The organism is Aeromonas tecta, from assembly GCF_000820185.1.
GTDB classification, from domain to species: domain Bacteria; phylum Pseudomonadota; class Gammaproteobacteria; order Enterobacterales; family Aeromonadaceae; genus Aeromonas; species Aeromonas tecta.
In genome coordinates this window covers 177,655-196,252 of sequence record NZ_CDCA01000036.1, presented here as the reverse complement: position 1 = coordinate 196,252, position 18,598 = coordinate 177,655, and the positions used below count along the sequence as shown (strand labels likewise).

The following is an 18,598-nucleotide window of genomic DNA, read 5'->3' as shown; positions in this document are numbered from 1 at the left end:
AATAGTCATCATTTGGGTATGAAATACCCAGATACATCTCAGATCGCCAAGGATACGCATCATGTTCAAAAACATGTCAATTAGTCAGAAGCTGAGCGGTGGATTCGCCACCCTGGCCGTGCTGGTGGTCGCACTGGCGTGGTTCTCGGTGTCGCAATTGTCGGGGCTCTTTCGTGACACGACCCTGATCACGGGCAACCTGATCCCGAGCATGCAGGCCGCCAACCAGATGGAGGTCTCCCTGCTGAATTCGCGTCGGGCCGAGCTGAACATGGTGATCTCCGGGGAAGATAAGGAGGGGGTGGCGCGCTATGACAAGGTCTATCAGGCGGCCAAGCAGGAATTTGCCACCTCCGCCCAGGCCTATGCGGCCCTGCCATTTACGTCGGCTCAGGAAGAGCAGGAGTTCAAGGCGCTCACGGCGGCGGCAGCGCAATACTTCGATGCCCATGACGAGCTTGCCGCCGCACTGCAACAAGGGGATATGGGCAGAGTCATGTCTCTGCGCGAAGGGGTCACCATGACAGCGCTGGCCGCCGTCAGCAAGCAGGCCCTGGTGCTGCGGGACATCAACGACAAGGTTGCCCGCAACATGACAGCCACCATCGAGGGGGTATATGAAAACTCCAGGACGCTCAGCATCCTGATAGGCTTCTTCACGGTGGTGTTCGTGGTGGTGGTGGCCTGGCTGCTGACGCGGCTCATCCGCAACCCGGTGATGCTGTTGCTGGCCCAGACCCAGAAGGTCTCGGGCGGGGATCTGGCGACCCGGCTCGATCTGAACCTGTTCAACAACGACGAACTGGGGCAACTGGCCAAGGGCTTTGGCGAGATGCAGGACCGCCTGCGCAGCCTGGTCAGCGAGGTGTCTGGCTCGGTAGTGCAGCTCAGCTCGGCCGCCGAGGAGATAAGCGTGGTGGCCAGGCAGTCGGCGACCAGCATGAACAGTCAGCAGCATGAGCTGAATCAGCTGGCGACGGCCATGAACGAGATGCAGGCAACGGTACAGGAGGTCTCCCGCAACACCAACGAGGCGGCGGAAGCGGCCACTCAGGCGAGCGGCACCGCCGAGCAGGGGGCCCACACCGTCAACGATTCCATCGTGCGGGTCGAGCAGGTCGCATCCGCCATCGAGAGCACCGCCGAGATTATCCGCCAGTTAGGCGACGACAGCCGCAACATCGGCATGGTGCTGGAGGTGATCCGCGGCATCGCCGAGCAGACCAACCTGCTGGCCCTCAACGCCGCCATCGAAGCGGCCCGGGCTGGCGAGCAGGGCCGCGGATTCGCGGTGGTGGCGGACGAGGTACGCACGCTGGCGAAGCGAACCCAGGACTCCACCGCCCAGATCAACACCATCATCTCCGAGCTTCAGCAACGGGCGGAGCAGGCGGGCAGCACCATGCAGCAGAGTCAGGCGCTGATGCAGGCAACCGTGGGCACGGCGCGGGAGGCGGGAGCCTCCATCACCGAGATCAGCGGCTCGGTCGAGAGCATCTCCCAGATGAACATCCAGATAGCGACGGCGACCGAGGAGCAGGGGGCGGTGAGTGAGGAGCTCAATCGCAATGTGGTCAACATCAGCCATGCCTCGGAGGAGGTGGTGGCCGGGGCGACCCAGATGGCGGCAGCCTGCAACGATCTCAATCAGCTGGCCACCCAGCTGCAGGAGATGGTGCGCCGCTTCAGGGTGTGACTATATCCCTGTGCGGAGCATTGAGCGGGCCTGGACGAGCGTTCAGGCCCGCTTCCTTTCATCCACCCCATCACTTCTCCATGGGACATCCCTTGTCCCTCCGGTCGTTCTTGGGCATGCTAATGGCCCCATTGGTTGGCCGGATTCAGGATGTATGAACCTTCGCGATCTCGAGTACCTGGTAGCGCTGGAAGAGGAGAAACACTTTCGCAAGGCGGCGGAGCGGTGTTTCGTCAGCCAGCCGACCTTAAGTGGTCAGCTGCGCAAGCTGGAAGATGAGTTGGGAGTGATCCTGATCGAGCGTACCTCCCGCAAGGTGCTGTTCACCCCCGCCGGCGATGCCATGGCCCAGCAGGCCCGCAAGGTGCTCAAGGAGGTGCGCGAGCTGAAAAGCATAGGCCAGCACTTTGCCGAGCCCATGTCCGGCGAGATCCACATCGGCTTCATTCCCACCGTCGGCCCCTATCTGTTGCCCCACATCATTCAGGACTTGCGAGAGCACTTCCCCAAGTTGGAGTTCTATCTCTATGAGGAGCAGACCCAGGCGCTGCTGAAACGGCTGGAGGAGGGGACCCTGGATTGCATCATCTTGGCGGAGCTGGGCGGGATGGACGGATTTGGCGCCATCCCGCTGTATCAGGAGCCCATGTGGCTCGCCGTGCCCCAGCACCATCCCGAGGCACAGGCCAAGGCGGTGCCGCTGCACAACCTCAAGGGCAAGAAACTGCTGATGCTGGCCGACGGCCACTGTCTGCGAGAGCAGGCGATGGGATTCTGTTTTGCCGCCGGGATCGACGAGGATCAACGCTTCAAGGGCACCAGTCTCGAGACGCTGCGCAACATGGTCGCGGCCGGCAGTGGCCTGACTCTGGTTCCCCGGCTCGCCGTGCCCGCCAATCCGGAAGAGAGGGGGGTCAGCTACCGACCCGTGGTCGACCCTGTGCCGGGTCGCACCATCTCGCTGCTTTATCGCCACTACTCAGTGCGAAGGCCCTGCTTTAATGAGCTGGCCGCTCGTATCTCGCTGCTAACTAAGTCATTACTGGTTTGATGTGCTGATGGTCATATAAAAAAACCGGCGCCTGGGCGCCGGTTTTTTTGTCTTCGGGTGCTGCTTAGAAGATGTCGTCGGTGGAGACGGGGCCATCGCTGCTGGAGCCATCACCGCCATAGACCTGATTGCCATCGGAGATCTGGCTGGCGAAGCGCGTCGGCTCAGTGCCTTCCTTGAAGAACTCCTCCATGGTGCTGCCATCGGTGCGATTGGTCAGCAGGCCGGTCTCGCGATCGATGCGTACCTGCATGATCCCCTCCGGTACCGGCATCTTGCGCTCAGGCACCTGTTGCAGGGCGGTCTTCATGAAGTCGATCCAGATGGGCTGGGCGGCGCCACCCCCGAATTCGGCCCGGCCGAGGCCGCGCTGGTGGTTGTCAAACCCTATCCAGGAGGTGGCGACCAGGTTCGGGGTATAGCCGGAGAACCAGGCATCCCGCGATTCGTTGGTGGTCCCGGTCTTGCCCGAAATGTCGTGACGCTTGAGGTCACGGGCCGCGCGCCAGCCGGTACCACGCCAGCCGTTGCCACCCCAGATGGCGGTGGTCAGGGTGTCGGTCACCAGGAAGGCACTCTGGGCGCTGATGGTCTGCGGCGCCATGTTGTTGGGTACCACGGGATCGATCGGGCACTGGGCTTTCCAGTCACCAACGGTATTGGCATAGGCATCGGCGCTGTCGAGGCCGGCGGCGGCGAGCACGCCGCAGTCACGGCAGGCGGCGGCCGGATTGGCCTGATACAGCGGTGTGCCGAAGCTGTCGGTCACTTCGGTGATGAAGTAAGGGGTCACCTGGAAGCCACCGTTGGCCAGCACCGAATAGCCACGCACCACTTCCAGCGGGGTGAACTCGGCAGCGCCCAGCGCCAGGGATTCGTTGGCGGAGATGTGATCCCGCGCGAAGCCGAAGCGGGTCAGGCCGTCGATGTAGGTATCGAGCCCGATGGCGCGCATCAGCCGCACCGACATCACGTTCTTGGACTTGGCGAGGCCGAGGCGCAGGGTGGTGGGACCTTCATAGATGGCCGGGGAGTTCTTGGGCTGCCACATGGGGCCCTTGGCCGGATCCCACTGGTTGATCGGTGCATCGTTGATCAGCGACGCCAGGGTGTAACCCTGCTCCAGCGCGGTGGCATAGAGGAAGGGCTTGATGTTGGAGCCGACTTGACGGCGCGCCTGATCGACCCGGTTGAACTTGGACAGCTCGAAGCTGAAACCGCCGACCAGCGCTTCTATGGCCCCGTCCTGCGGATTCATGGCGACCAGGGCCGCGTTGACGTCAGGGATCTGGGAGAGCAGCAGCTCTTCGCCTTTCTCACGTACCCAGATCTGGGCGCCGACTTTCAGCACGTCTCGCGCCGATTTCGGTGCATAGCTCTGACGATCATCGGTGATGAAGGTACGCGCCCACTTGATGCCATTCCAGCCGAGCTCGGCTTGCTTGCCATTCTTGAGCACCAAGGTGGCGCTCTTGTCAGCGACCTTGGTGACCACGGCCGCCATCAGCGGCTGGTAAGTGGGTTGCTTGGCCAGGTGAGCCATGATCTGTTCGTAATTCCAGTCAGGCTCACCGGCCTTCCACAGCAGCGCGGTCGGGCCGCGATAGCCATGACGGGTGTCGTAGTCGAACACGCCGTCCAGCAGCGCCTGATGGGCGGCGCGCTGGCGCTTGGCGGTGACGGTGGTATAGACGTGCAGCCCCATGGTGTAGGCGTCTTCGCCAAACTGCTCCACCATCTTCTGGCGCACCATCTCGCTCAGATAGGGAGCATTGAGGGTGGTCTCAGCACCGTGATAACGGGCCTTGACGGGCATCTTGGAGGCTTCGTCAAACTGAGCCTGCGTTATCTTGCCGGTCTCCAGCATCCGTCCCAACACCACGTTGCGGCGAGCAAAGGCGCGCTCGGGTGAACGGATTGGGTTGAGCATGGAGGGGGCCTTGGGCAGACCGGCGATGATGGCGATCTGATCCAGGGTCAAGTCTTTGATATCTTTGCCAAAGTAGACCTGAGCGGCAGCACCGACCCCGAATGCCCGGTAGCCGAGCGGGATCTTGTTGAGATAGAGCGTCAGGATCTCGTCCTTGGAGAGATTCTGCTCGATGCGCCAAGCCAGGAAGACTTCCTTGACCTTGCGCACCAGGGTTTTTTCATTGCTCAGGAAGAAGTTGCGCGCAACCTGCTGGGTGATGGTACTGGCACCCTGGCGAGCTTGGCCGGAGACGGCCCAGACGGTCGCGGCCCGGATGATACCGATGGGGTCGATCCCCGGATGCTCATAGAAGCGAGCATCTTCGGTGGCGAGCACCGCATCGATCATGGACTGAGGAATTTCGTCCAGACGCAACGGGATGCGACGAATTTCGCCAAATTGGGAGATCAATTCCCCGTCCCGGCTGTACACCTTCATCGGGGTGGCCAGCTTGATATCGCGCAGTGCGCTCACATCGGGCAACTGGGGCTTGATGTAGAAGTAGATGCCGATGAGGCTGGCAACACCCAGCGCTGCACCCAGCATCATCACAATAAACAGGCGAACGAGCCATTTCAGCATGGAAGAACTACCAATCGTCTTAAAATTAGCCAACGGGCGCAGAGTATAGCCTTTTTACCCCCGCAGATTCGAGGTTTTCCTGTCCGCAGACCTGGACCTCGAGAAGAGGCGCGAGGGTAGCATTCCATGACGCAATTACCAAGGGTCGCTGGCCGGGGCGGAAAGGAGAGCTACATCAACTTTTGATACAAACTTTATGACATTGATAGATAGAGCATTATATTGAGGTAAGCCACCATCTTCTCGATGGGGTGGCCTACAATAAGTCCTAAAACCCAATAACGCATGGATGTGTATATGTTTGGGCTATTTAGCAAAGGATCGCTTCTTTCCTTGGCGGGCATTGATTTTGGTAGTCAAACCATCAAGGCCGTCACCCTCAGTGGCCGCTCCGGCAAGCCGCATCTCGAGTCCGTCGCCGAGATCGCCATGCCCAAGGGCACCCTGGTCGATTATCAACTGCAGGACATAGAGCGTGTCAGTCAGTCCCTCAAGTCACTCAAACGGCTTATTCAGGGGGAGTGTCAGCACGTCGCCACCGCAGTGACCGGCGCCAACGTCATCACCAAAGTCATCCAGGTCGATGCCAATATCAACGACAACGAACTCGAGAGCCAGGTTCAGCTGGAAGCTGAGCAAATCATCCCGTTCCCGCTCGATGAGGTCAGCCTGGATTTTGAGATCCTCGGTCTGACGGCCGATGAGAGCCGCCAGGAGGTGCTACTCAGTGCGGCTCGCACCGAGAGCGTCAATGGCCGGGTCAGTGCGCTGACCGAAGCCGGTATGATCACCAAGGTGGTGGATGTGGGGGCTCACGCGCTGGGACGCGCGGTGCTGGCCTGCCTGCCCGAGCTGCAGAGCGCGGATAAACCGGTTGGGATCGTCGACATCGGCGCCAGCGCCATGACGTTTGCCGCCCTGCTCAGGGGACAGGTCATCTATTCCCGCTTGCAGAACTTTGGCGGCGATCAATACAGCCAGGCGCTGGCCTCTTTTTACAGCATGACTCTGGAAGACGCCGAGTTTGCCAAGCTGCAAGGCGCCCTGCCTGCCGATCACGAGCAAGAGGTGCTCATGCCTCATCTCAATACCTTGATGCTGCAGGTCCGACGCAATGTGCAGCTGTTTTGCAGCTCATCGGGCAACAAGGAACTGCCCAGACTGGTGCTGACGGGGGGCGGGAGCTTATTGCCAGGTCTGGTAGAACAACTCGGCAGTGAGCTCCATTGTGAGGTATTTCATCCCGATCCCTTTGCGCTGCTCGGCAAACCCAAGGGTGAGGGGGGGCTCGTTCATGGGGCCAAATACATGGCCGCGCTGGGTCTGGCACTGCGGAGCTTCACACCATGTCAAATATAAATCTCCTGCCTTGGCGAGTGGCCAGGGCTCAGCGTCAGAAGAAGCAATTTGGTGCCTTGATCGGTATTTTCCTGGCGGCGACGGCGTCCCTGGCGTTTGCCGTCGACTGGCTGGTGGCGCAGCAGATCGACCATCAGCAACAACGCAATCAACGGCTGCAGCAGGAGATGGCCATACTCGATGCCCAGCTCGGCGAGATCCGGTTGCTCAAGGAGCGGCGCAAGGAGCTTATCGATCGCATGCAGCTCATCGAGCTGCTGCAGGCGCGGCGCAATATACCGGTGCGCCTGTTCAATCAGTTGCCTGTGCTAGTACCCAACGGCGTGTATCTCAACACCCTTGCACTGCAAGACAACCGCATCGATGTCAACGGTAAGACCGAAGCCTATGGCCGGGTGGCCAGCATGATGCGGCGTATCGATGGTTCAGGCTGGCTAGGACAATCTCAACTCAGCACCATCTTCACGGCGGATCTGGCTCCCGTTGCACTCAGCCAGTTCTCCATGATGTTCCAGATTGCCACGCTGACCCTTGCGGCTAAGGAGCAAGAATGAATCTGCAGCAGCTCAATGAACTGGATCTGAGTGAAATAGCACGCTGGCCCAAGGTGGCCAAGGGGATCTTCATTCTGTTCTGTTGTGCCTTGCTCGGTGGCGCCATTTATTACTATGTGATCGCCAGCTCCCTGACGACATTGCGCCAGGAAACAGGCAAAGAGACTGAGCTGAAGGCTCAGTTCGAGAGCAAGGCGATGCTGGCTGCCAACCTCGGGGCATATAAGAAACAGATGGTGCAGCTGGAACATCTGGTCGATGCCCAGCTCAAGCAGTTACCCAATACCCATGAAGTCGCGGGGTTGCTGGATGACATCAGCTTCATCGCCACCGATAACGGGCTCAAATTAAACCGGATCAACTGGGAAGCCGAGGTTCAGCACGAGTTCTCGACCGAGCTCCCCATGCGCATCGAAGTGGTGGGGACTTACCACGAGCTCGGCAAGTTCACCGCCGACATGGCCGGTTTGCCACGGATCGTGATTCTGGAGTCATTCACGCTCAATCAGAGCAAGGAGCAGGGGGAAATGATCAGCATGTCCATGCTGGCCAAGACCTACAAATACAACGGCAAGGGTGTGGGGCAGCAACCATGAGCATGAGAGCGTTCTGCGTCTTGTTACCGGTGCTGCTGTTATCGGCCTGCGGTGGGCAGGAGGACATGGATGAGTATGTGCAGCAGACCAAGGCGAGACAGCCCACCCCTATCGAGCCCTTGCCGGAAATAAAGCCGTTTGCGCCTATGGCTTATCGACATAGTGATGAACGCAGCCCCTTCATTGAGCCCCAACCCGAGACCAGCTCCAAAGTGGATGCCAAGGTCCAACCCGACTGTGCCCAGATAGTGGCCAATCGAGAGAAGGAGGTGCTGGAGCGCTATTCACTGGCCAGCCTGAGCATGCAGGGTTCAATTGGTAAACAGGGGCAATTATGGGCGTTGATCAGAACTCCAAATGGGCAAGCCGTGCGTGTCGGACTGAATCAACATATGGGGCTGGATCAGGGACGAATCATCAAGATCACCAATACCCATGTTGACTTGATGGAGACGATACCGGATGGCAAAGGATGCTGGGTCACTCGAGAAACTCAGCTGGCCATGGCCAATCTCGACGCAAAACTATGATCAGGGATGAGCAGAGATGAGAACAACAATAAGCAGGATGACCGGCGTGGCGCTGCTGTGTCTGGGCGTATGCAACCAAGTGTGGGCGGTGGCAACGTTGCAAGAGGTCAAAGTGAATCCACTGTTGGCCGATCAGCTCTTGTTGGAGCTGAATTTCAGTGAGCCGGTGAGCGGCTTTACCGACAGGCTATCCTATGAACCCAATCAGCTATTGCTGCATGTGCCCGGTGCGGTAGGGGCATTGACGGTCAATCCATTGCCGATCAAGCAACAAGGGGTGGACAGCATCAAGGTTGAAGGTAAGGGAGAGGGGCTGGACATCAAGATAGCGCTCGATCAGCTAACGCCTTATCAGGTTCATCAGCAGGGCAACAAATTGCTGGTGTCACTGGGGGAAAAAGCCAGCCAGCCGGTCGCGGCCACAGCAACATCTCCCGTTACAAGCCAGTCGGCTCTGGTCAAGAGCCAGCCGGCCGTCCAGTCGGCTCTCATCGATACCCAACGGATAGCCCAGAACCAGCCCCAGTATCAATCTCAACCCGTCTCGGCTCCCGTGCCTGTTGCGGCGAGCAAGCCGGTATTGCCCGCTTTGCAGGCGAATACGGGGGGCGCCTATTTCAACTCGGTCAAAGGGGTGGATTTTCGCCGTGGCAAGGAGGGGCAGGGGGAGTTTCTGGTGACACTGGACAACAGCTCGGCTGCGGTGGATGTCAGCAGTCGTGGTCAGAAGGTACTGGCCAAATTCCATGGCACTCGCGTCCCGGATGATCAGCTCAATCTCATCAATGTGCAAGACTTCGCGACCCCGGTATCTCAGGTCGAAGTCTTCCGCCAAGGCAACGACACCCTGTTCGAACTCTCGGTCAACGGCCAGTTTGACTACCGCTACGATCAGGCCGACAAGATGTTCATCATTGAGGTGAAAAAGCGCGTCGCCTCCACCACGGCCAAGCAGTATCAGGGAAAACCTATCTCACTGAACTTCCAGGATATTCCGGTGAGAACCGTGCTGCAGATCATCGCTGATTTTAATAATCTCAATCTGGTGACCACGGATTCGGTCTCAGGCAATATTACCCTGCGCCTCGATGGCGTGCCCTGGGAGCAGGCGCTGGACATCATCCTCAAGGTCAGGGGATTGGACAAACGGCTGGATAACAACATCCTGCTGGTGGCGCCGGCAGACGAGATAGCCGCCCGTGAGAAACAGCAGATGGAGAGTCGCAACCAGGTCGCCGATCTGGCGCAGCTCTACACCGAATATTTGCAAATCAACTATGCCAAGGCGGCTGAAGTGGCGGCGTTGCTCTCCTCCGAGAGTACCAAGTTGCTCTCCCCCAGAGGGGCGGTGAGTGTGGATGAGCGGACCAACGTGCTGGTGATCAAGGACACTGCTGACGTCATCAGCAACGTCAAGCGGATGCTGGATATTCTCGATATTCCGGTCAAACAGGTGGTGATTGAGGCTCGTATGGTGACCATCGATGATGGCTTCGACGAGGCGCTGGGGGTGCGCTGGGGGGTCACCAAGAACGATGGTCATGGCAACAGTACCTCGGGCAGCATAGAGGGTAATGACGGGTCAGGTAATGGTACAGGCATAAATACTCGCCCAGAAATTGAAGATCGACTGAACGTCAATCTGCCGGTGACCAATGCGGCGGGCACGCTCGCCTTCCAGGTTGCCCGTCTCGCCAATGGTACCTTGCTGGATCTTGAGTTGTCGGCGCTGGAGAAGGAGAGCAAGGCCGAGATCATCGCGAGTCCTCGCGTGACCACGGCCAACCAGAAGCCGGCGCTGATTGAACAGGGGACCGAGATCCCCTATGTGGAATCATCGTCCAGTGGTGCGACCTCTGTCACCTTCAAGAAGGCGGTGCTGAGTCTCAAGGTCACGCCGCAGATCACCCCTGACAACAGAGTCATTCTGGATCTGACCGTGACCCAGGATACCAAGGGGGAAACCGTGCCAACCGGTACCGGTGATGCGGTTTCCATCAACGCCCAGTCGATCACCACTCAGGTGCTGGTCAATAACGGTGAGACGCTGGTGCTGGGTGGCATCTATCAGCAGACCATCAAGAGCGACGTGACCAAGGTGCCGCTGCTGGGAGATATTCCCGGTCTTGGCTACCTGTTCAAGAAAACCACCAGCGAGAACAAGAAGCGTGAACTGCTGATTTTCGTGACCCCGCGGATAGTCACAGACACCCTCTGAATGCTTTACATATGAGGGTAAAACACATATAACCTTACGCCCCAATGAGGTTGGGGCGTAAGGGCTGCGGTTGCCAGTCCTGATTTCTATTGAGATAATCCCCCTCCTGATCCATCGCAAGATAAGGTTCATAGGTACCCCGGTCGACTGTTTACCGGGGCCATACAGTTTGTAATTACTAACGAAAAGACATGGCTGAGAAACGCAATATTTTCCTGATAGGTCCCATGGGTGCGGGCAAGAGCACCATAGGTAGACATCTGGCAGAACAACTGCACATGGAGTTTTTCGACTCAGATCATGAGATTGAGCGCCGCAGTGGTGCCGATATCGGCTGGGTGTTCGATGTTGAAGGCGAAGAGGGTTTCCGGATCCGCGAAGAGAAAGTGATAGGCGACCTCGCCGAGCAGCAGGGTATCGTGCTGGCTACGGGCGGTGGTGCCATCATGAGTCGCGAAACTCGCAACAAACTCTCTGCGCGCGGCATCGTGGTCTACCTCGAAACCACCATTGAGAAGCAGCTGGCTCGTACCCAGCGGGACAAGCGTCGTCCCCTGCTGCAAACCGAAGAGCCCCCGCGTGAGGTGCTGGAGCGTCTGGCGCAAGAGCGCAATGCACTGTACGAAGAAGTGGCTGACTTTGTCATCCAGACGGATGATCAGAGCGCTAAAATTGTTGCCAATCAGATTGTTAAGTTGATTGGCATGTAATCAATAGAGGACGTCCATGGAAAGGTTGAAGGTCGAACTGGGTGAACGCAGCTACCCGATTGAGATAGCTGCAGGTCTGTTGCAACACCCCGAGGTGCTGACGCAGTCGATCAAGGGCAAGCGGGTCATGATAGTGACCAACACTGTCGTTGCCCCCTTGTATCTTGAGCAGGTCATTCAGCTGTTGTCCGGTTTTCAGGTCGAGCACCTGATCCTGCCGGATGGCGAGGCCTATAAAACCTTGGCAACCTTCGAGCGGATCATGTCCGCCCTGCTGGAAACCAACCATGGGCGTGATACCACTCTCATCGCCCTGGGGGGCGGCGTGATAGGTGACGTTGTCGGCTTCGCTGCGGCAAGCTATCAACGTGGCATTCCGTTTATTCAAGTGCCTACCACGCTGCTCTCCCAAGTAGATTCCTCCGTCGGCGGCAAAACCGCCGTCAACCACCCCCTTGGCAAAAACATGGTGGGTGCCTTCTATCAGCCCAAGCATGTCATCATCGACACCGACTGCCTCAAGACCCTGCCTGCGCGTGAGTTTGCCGCCGGCATGGCCGAGGTGATCAAGTATGGCATCATTTGGGACGTTGAATTCTTCATCTGGCTCGAAGCCAACATGGTGCGTCTGCAGCAGCTTGACACTGCCGCACTCTCTTATGCCATTCGCCGTTGCTGTGAGATCAAGGCCGATGTGGTGACGCAGGATGAGACCGAGCAGGGTGTGCGTGCCTTGCTGAATCTGGGTCACACCTTCGGCCATGCCATCGAAGCCGAGAAAGGCTACGGTAACTGGCTGCATGGCGAGGCGGTCGCGGCTGGCATGATGTTGGCGGCGATAACGGCCGAGGCCCGTGGCGATCTGGATGCGGCTCAGGTTGCTCGGATCCGCAACCTGCTGCTAGCGGCGGATCTGCCGGTTCAGGCACCGCCCGAGATGAATTTTGCCGCCTTTATTCGTCATATGCGCCGTGACAAGAAGGTGCTGGAAGGCAAGTTGCGACTTGTATTGCCGGTCGGGATTGGCCATGCCCAAGTAGTAGCCGATGTGACAGATGCACAATTAATGGCGGTGATTGAGTCTGGTCGTGACGAATAAATTACTTAAACTTCCTTCCCAGCGGCAGCTGGTTGACCGGCTGCTGCACCTGATTGAATTCAATCACCCCTTTATTTTTCTCTCCGGTAAAGCCGGCAGCGGTCGTGGCACCCTGTGCGAATCCTTGTTGGGCCAGTTGCCTGACTGCGTGCGGGTAGTGAGCCTCATTGGCAGCGCCGCCATGAAGATGGCGGATGTGCGCCAGTTGTTGTTGCAGCAGGTGGTGGCCAGGCCACTGTTCAATCCGCAGGATGCGCTGGCTGACAGCTTCTTTCGCATGCTCGAGGGGAAATCCTCGACCCTGCTGCTGGCCATTGAACGCGCCGACGAGCTACCTGCCGAATTGGTCGGAGAGCTGTGGGCGCTGTGCCGCCATAACGATACCCTCGATACCCCCCACAAGCTGGCAATCCTGCTGTCGGGCAATGACGCCTGGTGTCGCAGCCAGAAGCCGCAGCTCAAGGGGCGGGCCATGCCCGCGCTCGAGCTTGAAGTCGCGCCACTGAGTGCGCCGGAGCAGCGCATCTTCTTGTATGAGAAGGCCAAGGCGCTCAAGATCCCGACGGCCCTCTTGTCCAAGCTGAAAGTTGAAGAGATTCTGAGTGCGGCAAATGGACATCCGTCCGCCATCATGCAGTCATTGGAGGATATCATGACCGACAGAAGGCCCAAGAAACGTCAGGCCGAGTTGCCCGTCAAGAAGATAGCGATAGTGTTGGCGCTGGTTGCGGCTGGCCTGCTGGCCCTGAGCTATCTGCCCCTGTTCGATAACGAGGGCAAAAATGACACCCAGGCTTCGTCCCAAGATATGACGCTGCCTGATCCCGTTAGCAGCGATCCACTGAACGCTGGCGCGACCAGCACCGCCCAGGCCACTGACGGAGCCACATCGACGAATCAGAGCAGTAATCAGCTGGCGCGAGACTGGCAACCCGATGCCAAGCCGCTGCCCAAGAAGGTTGAGAGCGAGACGGTGACGACCGAGTCGACCAACTACGAGGGGCGCCGGGTGGTCATCTCCGACGAGGTGGTCGAGAAGCTGATGAAGCAGCCCAACGTCAGCGGCGCGTTGCCCACGGCGGTGGTGGATGAGCTGACGGGAGTTAGTTCCCAGGCTGCCTCTACTCAAATGGCGACGCCAGCCAGTCAACCAGCTACTTCTTCCAAGACCCTCGGCGGCGTGCCTGCGGCCAATGGGGCAGTCAAAGCTACACCAACGGCAGAGCCCATGGCCGTTGCGGCGCCCAAGGTGGCACTGACACCGGCCGCGACCCTGAACAAGAAGGCCAGGAACCACTACAGCATCCAGCTGATGGGGGCGAGCAATACCCAGGCGGTCGACAAGTTTGTGGCCGAAAACGGCTTGGCGGGCAAGATCTGGGTCTACAAGACTCGCTTCCGTGGCAGTCCCTGGTATGTGGTGATACAGGGTGATTATGCCAACAGCACCCAGGCTAAGGCCGCTATCCGCAAGCTGTCTCCTGCCTTGCTCAAGGGACAGCCCTGGCCCAAGTCCTTTGCCCAGATACAAAAAGAGTTGAAGCAATAGCCATTGCGCCCAGTAAGGGGGTAGAATCTTCCCCCTTTTTTGGGCAATGCCTTCTTAACACCGGATTTCCATGAAAAAAACACGCGCGTTTTTAAAATGGGCCGGGGGAAAATACTCCCTGGCCGAAGAGATAGCCGAGCGGTTGCCGGCCGGGCGTGTGTTGTTGGAGCCCTTCGTCGGGGCTGGCTCCGTGTTTCTCAACACCAATTACGATGCCTACGTGCTCAACGACATCAATCCGGATCTGATCGGTCTCTATAACCATCTCAAGCAGAAACCGGACAATTTCATCCGCGAGGCGCGCAAGCTGTTTGTGGCCGAACATAACCACAAGACCGCCTACTACCGGCTGCGTACCCAGTTCAACCAGACCGAGGCCGGGTTTGAGCGGGCCCAGCTGTTCTTGTTCTTGAACCGTCATGGCTTCAACGGCTTGTGCCGTTACAACAAGAAGGGCGGTTTCAATGTGCCGTTCGGTTCTTACAAGAAACCCTATTTCCCGGAGAAGGAGCTGTGGGCCTTCGCCGAGAAGGCGCAAAAGGCCACCTTCATCTGCGAAAGCTACGCCGATGCCATGGCCAGGGCGCAAGAAGACTGGGTGATCTACTGCGATCCCCCCTATGCGCCGCTCTCCACCACGGCCAGCTTCACCAGCTACTCGGCTGGCGGCTTTACCCTGGATGATCAGGCCCTGCTGGCGCGCCTCGCGCGTCACACCGCCGCCCACAAGGGGGTGCCGGTGCTTATCAGCAATCACGACATCGAGCTGACCCGTGAGCTTTATCGCGGCGCCAGACTGGACGAGATCCTGGTCAAGCGTACCATCAGTCGCAACGGCAGCGGTCGCAACAAGGTGGCCGAGTTGCTGGCGCTCTATCCGCCCGGCATCGCGCCCGAGCAGGGTTATTACCCCAGCGACACCGAATTGGTCTCCCTGGGTTAGTTTGCTGGCGGCACCTCAGGGTGCCGCCGCCGTTTCCGCTCCGTGACCCTGTTGCTGACCGCTGACGGTGGTTTCAGGGTTTGAGATGGGGTCCGGCATGCCAAATGCTGTTTGGCCCGCTTGCCGGTCGTTTTCGGCGAAGGGGCGCGGTAAACTCGGTTACCCGTTTTCATGTCGTTTTCGACTGACTTTTACGGTAAAATCGCGCCGTTTTTTCTGCCACGCTGCCAATGGATGACGCTGATGAAAGACTTTCTGATTGCCCCCTCGATCCTCTCCGCCGACTTCGCCCGTCTGGGTGAGGATGTCGCCAAGGTGCTGGCCGCCGGTGCCGACGTGGTGCATTTCGATGTGATGGACAACCACTATGTCCCCAACCTGACCATAGGCCCCATGGTCTGTCAGGCCCTGCGCGACTATGGCATCAAGGCGCTCATCGATGTGCACCTGATGGTCAAGCCGGTTGATCGCATCGTTCCTGATTTTGCCAAAGCGGGCGCCGATCTGATCACCTTCCACCCGGAAGCCTCCGATCACGTGGATCGCACCCTGGGTCTCATCAAGGAGCAGGGCTGCCAGGCCGGTCTGGTGCTGAACCCGGCCACCCCGCTCTCCTGCCTCGAGTACGTGATGGATAAGCTGGACGTGATCCTGCTGATGTCGGTCAACCCGGGCTTCGGTGGTCAGAGCTTTATCCCCGGCACCCTCGACAAGCTGCGCCAGGTGCGCCGCCTGATCGACGAGAGCGGCCGTGACATTCGCCTCGAGATTGACGGTGGAGTCAAAGTGGACAACATCCGCGAGATCGCAGCGGCCGGTGCCGACATGTTTGTGGCCGGCTCTGCCATCTTCAGTCAGCCAGATTACAAGGCGGTCATCGATCAGATGCGCGCGGAGCTTAGCCATGTCAAACGCTGAGCGTGAATTCGATCTGGTGCTGTTCGATCTGGACGGCACCCTGATTGACAGCGCCTCCCAGCTGGCGTTGGCGGTCAACCGTACCCTCAGCGAGCTGGGGCTGGCCGAGGCGGAGGAAGCCGTGGTGCGCACCTGGGTCGGCAATGGCGCCGACAAGCTGATCCAGCGCGCGCTGGATTACCGCGGTGCTCCCGAGTTGTTTGCCAAGGCCCGCCCGCTGTTCGACAGCCATTACCAGGCCTGCCTGCTGGAAGGGCTGACCATGTATGAGGGGGTCGAGCAGAGCCTGCGCCGCCTGCAGCAACTCGGTTACCGGCAAGCCGTGGTGACCAACAAGCCGAGTCACTTTGTGCAACCCATCCTCGATGCCCTCGGCATCAGTGATTGCTTCGCACTCTGGCTGGGTGGCAACTGTGTGGAACCGAAGAAGCCGAGCCCGGCCCCGCTGTTGCATGCTTGCCAGGCACTGGGCGTCAGCCCCGCTCGCACCCTGATGGTGGGCGACTCCGAAAATGACGTGCTGGCCGCCCAGGCCGCCAGCATGAAGGTAGTGGGGCTTACCTACGGCTATAACTATGGCCGCCCCATTGCAGATTCCCGCCCGGACTGGGTATGCGAGCAGTTTGCTCAGCTCGATGCCCTGCTGGTTGAATAACAAGGATCAGAACACTCATGGCTAAACCCATCGTATTGAGCGGGGCCCAACCGTCGGGCCAGTTGACCATAGGCAACTACCTTGGCGCCCTGCGCCAGTGGGTCAACATGCAGGATGATTTTGACTGCCTCTACTGCATCGTCGATCTGCATGCCATCACCACTCGCCAGGAGCCGGGTGCCCTGCGCAAGGCCTGTCTGGATGCCGCGGCTCTCTATCTGGCGGTAGGCATAGATCCCGCCAAGAGCACCGTCTTCATCCAGTCTCACGTGCCGCAGCACGCCGAGCTTGGCTGGATCCTGAACTGCTACACCCAGATGGGTGAGCTGTCGCGGATGACCCAGTTCAAGGACAAGTCCGCCCGTTTCGAGAACAACGTCAACGTCGGCCTGTTTGGCTATCCGGTACTGATGGCGGCCGACATCCTGCTCTATCAGGCCAATCAGGTGCCGGTCGGCAACGATCAGAAGCAGCATCTGGAGCTGACTCGCGACATCTGCACCCGTTTCAACAACCTCTACGGCGAGGTGTTCAGCCTGCCGGAGCCCTTCATCCCGGTCGATGGCGCGCGGGTGATGAGCCTGCAGGATCCGACCAAGAAGATGTCCAAGTCTGACGACAACGAGGCAAACTTCATCGGCCTGCTGGAAGATCCCAAGCAGATCATCAAGAAGATCAAGCGGGCGATGACAGATTCTGACGAGCCAGCGGTGGTGCGTTTCGATCCGGAAAACAAACCCGGCGTCTCCAACCTGCTGACCCTGATGTCCGGGGTGACCGGGCGCTCCATCCCCGAGCTGGAGCAACACTTCGAAGGCAAGATGTACGGTCACCTCAAGGGTGAGACCGCCGATGCTGTGGTCGCCCTGCTGGAGCCCATCCAGGCACGCTTCCGTGAGTTGCGTCAGGATGAGACCCATCTGCAGGCAATTTTGGCCGCAGGCGCGCAAAAGGCGCGTGAAAGGGCTGAAAAAACCCTGGCCAGCGTATATGATGTTGTCGGCTTCGTTCCTCGAGCCTGACATACTGGGAAGGTGTAGTAGGAGAGAGCTGGGTATTTGCCTGGCTTTCTTTGTTTTACCCGACCCCTTGTTCGTTATTCCTTCTTCCAATGTCAAACGCGGGTGTTTGCCCCAAGAGAAAGCATGTCTGTCGAACCAAATTCCGTGATTGAAGAACTGGGTGACAAGGGTCACTGGCTGCGCAAGTTTCGCAAGGCCAAGAACCTCAATACCCTGCAACTGATGGTCTCCAATGCCATCGACAAGCACCACAAGACCCCGGCCATCGCCGCTGCCATCTATCTGGCCGAATGCCAGCGCGAGCGTGAAATGGAGCAGGGCCGCTACCTGGATCGTTGATCCTCTGCCCTTGGTTGCCCTCCCATGCTGTTGCTCATAGATAACTACGACTCCTTTACCTGGAACCTGGTGCAATATTTTGGCGCCTTGGGGCAGGAGGTGGTGGTCAAGCGCAACGACGAGCTGAGCCTGGATGCCATCGCGCAGCTGGCTCCCCGCTATCTGGTGATCTCCCCCGGCCCCTGCACGCCAAACGAGGCGGGCATCTCCCTGGCCGCCATCCGCCATTTCGCGGGCCAACTCCCCATCCTCGGTGTCTGTCTTGGCCATCAATCTCTCGCCCAAGCCTTCGGCGGCCGGGTGGTGCGTGCCCGTCAGGTGATGCACGGCAAGACCTCCCTCATCCGCCATCGGGGTGAGGGGGTGTTCAAGGGATTGAACAATCCGCTGCGGGTCACCCGCTACCACTCGCTGGTGGTGGAGCGGAGCAGCCTGCCCGACTGTTTCGAGGTCACCGCCTGGAGCGAACAGGCCGACGGCAGTGTCGACGAGATCATGGGTCTGCGCCATAAAACACTGGCGCTGGAAGGCGTGCAGTTCCACCCGGAAAGCATTTTGAGCGAGCAGGGCCACCAATTACTGGCCAACTTTTTAGCCCATTCCTGAAAAATCGTGATGCTCATCCCAGAATCGGGAGGAGGTCAAAAATATTTTCTCTGACACTTTATTCACCTCTCCCCCTGTCCAAATTATCTCTTGCCAACACCCCCTGAGCCGTTATGCAATGCGGTTGCCTAAAATCTCACAGGCAATCGAACATTGTTCCCTGTAACTCGGCTTGTTGCAGACTTTTAGCTTTTTTTCT

General features: G+C 58.8%; 17 protein-coding genes. 16 read left to right on the top strand and 1 reads right to left on the bottom strand.

Going from position 1 to position 18,598, the window contains the following annotated elements:
- The first annotated feature begins 61 nt into the window (after positions 1 to 61).
- Entirely contained in the window at positions 62 to 1,696 is a 1,635-nt protein-coding gene (locus BN1137_RS15870; protein ID WP_050719527.1) for a methyl-accepting chemotaxis protein, read from the top strand.
- A 154-nt stretch (positions 1,697 to 1,850) separates the two neighbouring features.
- A complete protein-coding gene (gene oxyR / locus BN1137_RS15865) occupies positions 1,851 to 2,747 on the top strand; it encodes a DNA-binding transcriptional regulator OxyR (RefSeq protein ID WP_050719526.1) in 897 nt (298 codons plus the stop codon).
- 64 nt (positions 2,748 to 2,811) lie between these two features.
- Here the strand turns inward: oxyR and BN1137_RS15860 are convergent, their stop codons facing one another.
- On the bottom strand, positions 2,812 to 5,301 hold the full coding sequence (locus BN1137_RS15860) for a penicillin-binding protein 1A (protein ID WP_050719525.1): 2,490 nt from the start codon (positions 5,299 to 5,301) through the stop codon (positions 2,812 to 2,814).
- 297 nt (positions 5,302 to 5,598) lie between these two features.
- Between BN1137_RS15860 and tapM the strand changes: the two genes are divergently transcribed.
- The 14 genes from tapM (at position 5,599) to BN1137_RS15790 (ending at position 18,399) form a co-directional block, all read left to right on the top strand.
- The gene (gene tapM, locus BN1137_RS15855; RefSeq protein WP_050719524.1) at positions 5,599 to 6,660 is read left to right on the top strand and encodes a PilM family type IVa pilus assembly protein TapM; all 1,062 of its coding nucleotides are present in this window, start codon (positions 5,599 to 5,601) and stop codon (positions 6,658 to 6,660) included.
- Positions 6,648 to 7,214 carry a PilN family type IV pilus biogenesis protein TapN gene (gene tapN, locus BN1137_RS15850; protein WP_050719523.1) on the top strand — a complete coding sequence of 189 codons (567 nt, stop codon included), beginning with the start codon at positions 6,648 to 6,650 and terminating at the stop codon, positions 7,212 to 7,214. The genes tapM and tapN overlap by 13 nt, the downstream gene beginning before the upstream one ends.
- Positions 7,211 to 7,810: a PilO family type IV pilus biogenesis protein TapO gene (gene tapO / locus BN1137_RS15845; RefSeq protein ID WP_050719522.1), complete on the top strand. Its 600-nt coding sequence runs from the start codon at positions 7,211 to 7,213 to the stop codon at positions 7,808 to 7,810. The genes tapN and tapO overlap by 4 nt, the downstream gene beginning before the upstream one ends.
- A 2-nt stretch (positions 7,811 to 7,812) precedes the next feature.
- Positions 7,813 to 8,340 (top strand): pilus assembly protein PilP, encoded by a 528-nt coding sequence (locus BN1137_RS15840; protein ID WP_050719521.1) that lies wholly within the window; start codon positions 7,813 to 7,815, stop codon positions 8,338 to 8,340.
- Positions 8,341 to 8,356: 16 nt separating this feature from the next.
- Positions 8,357 to 10,558: a type IV pilus secretin PilQ gene (locus BN1137_RS15835; protein ID WP_050719520.1), complete on the top strand. Its 2,202-nt coding sequence runs from the start codon at positions 8,357 to 8,359 to the stop codon at positions 10,556 to 10,558.
- 191 nt (positions 10,559 to 10,749) lie between these two features.
- On the top strand, positions 10,750 to 11,268 hold the full coding sequence (gene aroK / locus BN1137_RS15830) for a shikimate kinase AroK (RefSeq protein WP_050719519.1): 519 nt from the start codon (positions 10,750 to 10,752) through the stop codon (positions 11,266 to 11,268).
- A 16-nt stretch (positions 11,269 to 11,284) separates the two neighbouring features.
- Positions 11,285 to 12,367 (top strand): 3-dehydroquinate synthase, encoded by a 1,083-nt coding sequence (gene aroB / locus BN1137_RS15825; protein ID WP_050719518.1) that lies wholly within the window; start codon positions 11,285 to 11,287, stop codon positions 12,365 to 12,367.
- Complete coding sequence (locus BN1137_RS15820; protein WP_050719517.1) at positions 12,357 to 13,916, top strand: SPOR domain-containing protein; 1,560 nt, start codon at positions 12,357 to 12,359, stop codon at positions 13,914 to 13,916. The genes aroB and BN1137_RS15820 overlap by 11 nt, the downstream gene beginning before the upstream one ends.
- A gap of 70 nt (positions 13,917 to 13,986) precedes the next feature.
- Complete coding sequence (locus BN1137_RS15815; protein WP_050719516.1) at positions 13,987 to 14,859, top strand: Dam family site-specific DNA-(adenine-N6)-methyltransferase; 873 nt, start codon at positions 13,987 to 13,989, stop codon at positions 14,857 to 14,859.
- Between the two features lie 243 nt (positions 14,860 to 15,102).
- Entirely contained in the window at positions 15,103 to 15,777 is a 675-nt protein-coding gene (gene rpe / locus BN1137_RS15810; RefSeq protein WP_050719515.1) for a ribulose-phosphate 3-epimerase, read from the top strand.
- Positions 15,764 to 16,432, top strand: coding sequence for a phosphoglycolate phosphatase (locus BN1137_RS15805; protein ID WP_050719514.1), 669 nt, complete (start codon positions 15,764 to 15,766; stop codon positions 16,430 to 16,432). Before rpe ends, BN1137_RS15805 begins: the two co-directional genes overlap by 14 nt.
- A gap of 17 nt (positions 16,433 to 16,449) precedes the next feature.
- Positions 16,450 to 17,454, top strand: a complete 1,005-nt coding sequence (trpS, locus tag BN1137_RS15800; RefSeq protein WP_050719513.1) for a tryptophan--tRNA ligase — start codon at positions 16,450 to 16,452, stop codon at positions 17,452 to 17,454.
- Between the two features lie 123 nt (positions 17,455 to 17,577).
- Positions 17,578 to 17,793 carry a hypothetical protein gene (locus BN1137_RS15795; protein WP_050719512.1) on the top strand — a complete coding sequence of 72 codons (216 nt, stop codon included), beginning with the start codon at positions 17,578 to 17,580 and terminating at the stop codon, positions 17,791 to 17,793.
- Between the two features lie 24 nt (positions 17,794 to 17,817).
- Complete coding sequence (locus BN1137_RS15790) at positions 17,818 to 18,399, top strand: aminodeoxychorismate synthase component II (RefSeq protein WP_050719511.1); 582 nt, start codon at positions 17,818 to 17,820, stop codon at positions 18,397 to 18,399.
- Positions 18,400 to 18,598 lie beyond the last annotated feature (199 nt).

Bases quoted from the DNA above. Each gene is read 5' to 3' on its own strand.
- tapM (WP_050719524.1), top strand. From the start codon at position 5,599: ATGTTTGGGCTATTTAGCAAAGGATCGCTTCTTTCCTTGGCGGGCATT.
- BN1137_RS15795 (WP_050719512.1), top strand. From the start codon at position 17,578: ATGTCTGTCGAACCAAATTCCGTGATTGAAGAACTGGGTGACAAGGGT.
- tapO (WP_050719522.1), top strand. From the start codon at position 7,211: ATGAATCTGCAGCAGCTCAATGAACTGGATCTGAGTGAAATAGCACGC.
- aroB (WP_050719518.1), top strand. From the start codon at position 11,285: ATGGAAAGGTTGAAGGTCGAACTGGGTGAACGCAGCTACCCGATTGAG.
- aroK (WP_050719519.1), top strand. From the start codon at position 10,750: ATGGCTGAGAAACGCAATATTTTCCTGATAGGTCCCATGGGTGCGGGC.
- BN1137_RS15870 (WP_050719527.1), top strand. From the start codon at position 62: ATGTTCAAAAACATGTCAATTAGTCAGAAGCTGAGCGGTGGATTCGCC.
- BN1137_RS15835 (WP_050719520.1), top strand. From the start codon at position 8,357: ATGAGAACAACAATAAGCAGGATGACCGGCGTGGCGCTGCTGTGTCTG.
- trpS (WP_050719513.1), top strand. From the start codon at position 16,450: ATGGCTAAACCCATCGTATTGAGCGGGGCCCAACCGTCGGGCCAGTTG.
- BN1137_RS15840 (WP_050719521.1), top strand. From the start codon at position 7,813: ATGAGAGCGTTCTGCGTCTTGTTACCGGTGCTGCTGTTATCGGCCTGC.
- oxyR (WP_050719526.1), top strand. From the start codon at position 1,851: ATGAACCTTCGCGATCTCGAGTACCTGGTAGCGCTGGAAGAGGAGAAA.
- tapN (WP_050719523.1), top strand. From the start codon at position 6,648: ATGTCAAATATAAATCTCCTGCCTTGGCGAGTGGCCAGGGCTCAGCGT.
- BN1137_RS15815 (WP_050719516.1), top strand. From the start codon at position 13,987: ATGAAAAAAACACGCGCGTTTTTAAAATGGGCCGGGGGAAAATACTCC.
- rpe (WP_050719515.1), top strand. From the start codon at position 15,103: ATGAAAGACTTTCTGATTGCCCCCTCGATCCTCTCCGCCGACTTCGCC.
- BN1137_RS15790 (WP_050719511.1), top strand. From the start codon at position 17,818: ATGCTGTTGCTCATAGATAACTACGACTCCTTTACCTGGAACCTGGTG.
- BN1137_RS15860 (WP_050719525.1), bottom strand. From the start codon at position 5,301: ATGCTGAAATGGCTCGTTCGCCTGTTTATTGTGATGATGCTGGGTGCA.
- BN1137_RS15805 (WP_050719514.1), top strand. From the start codon at position 15,764: ATGTCAAACGCTGAGCGTGAATTCGATCTGGTGCTGTTCGATCTGGAC.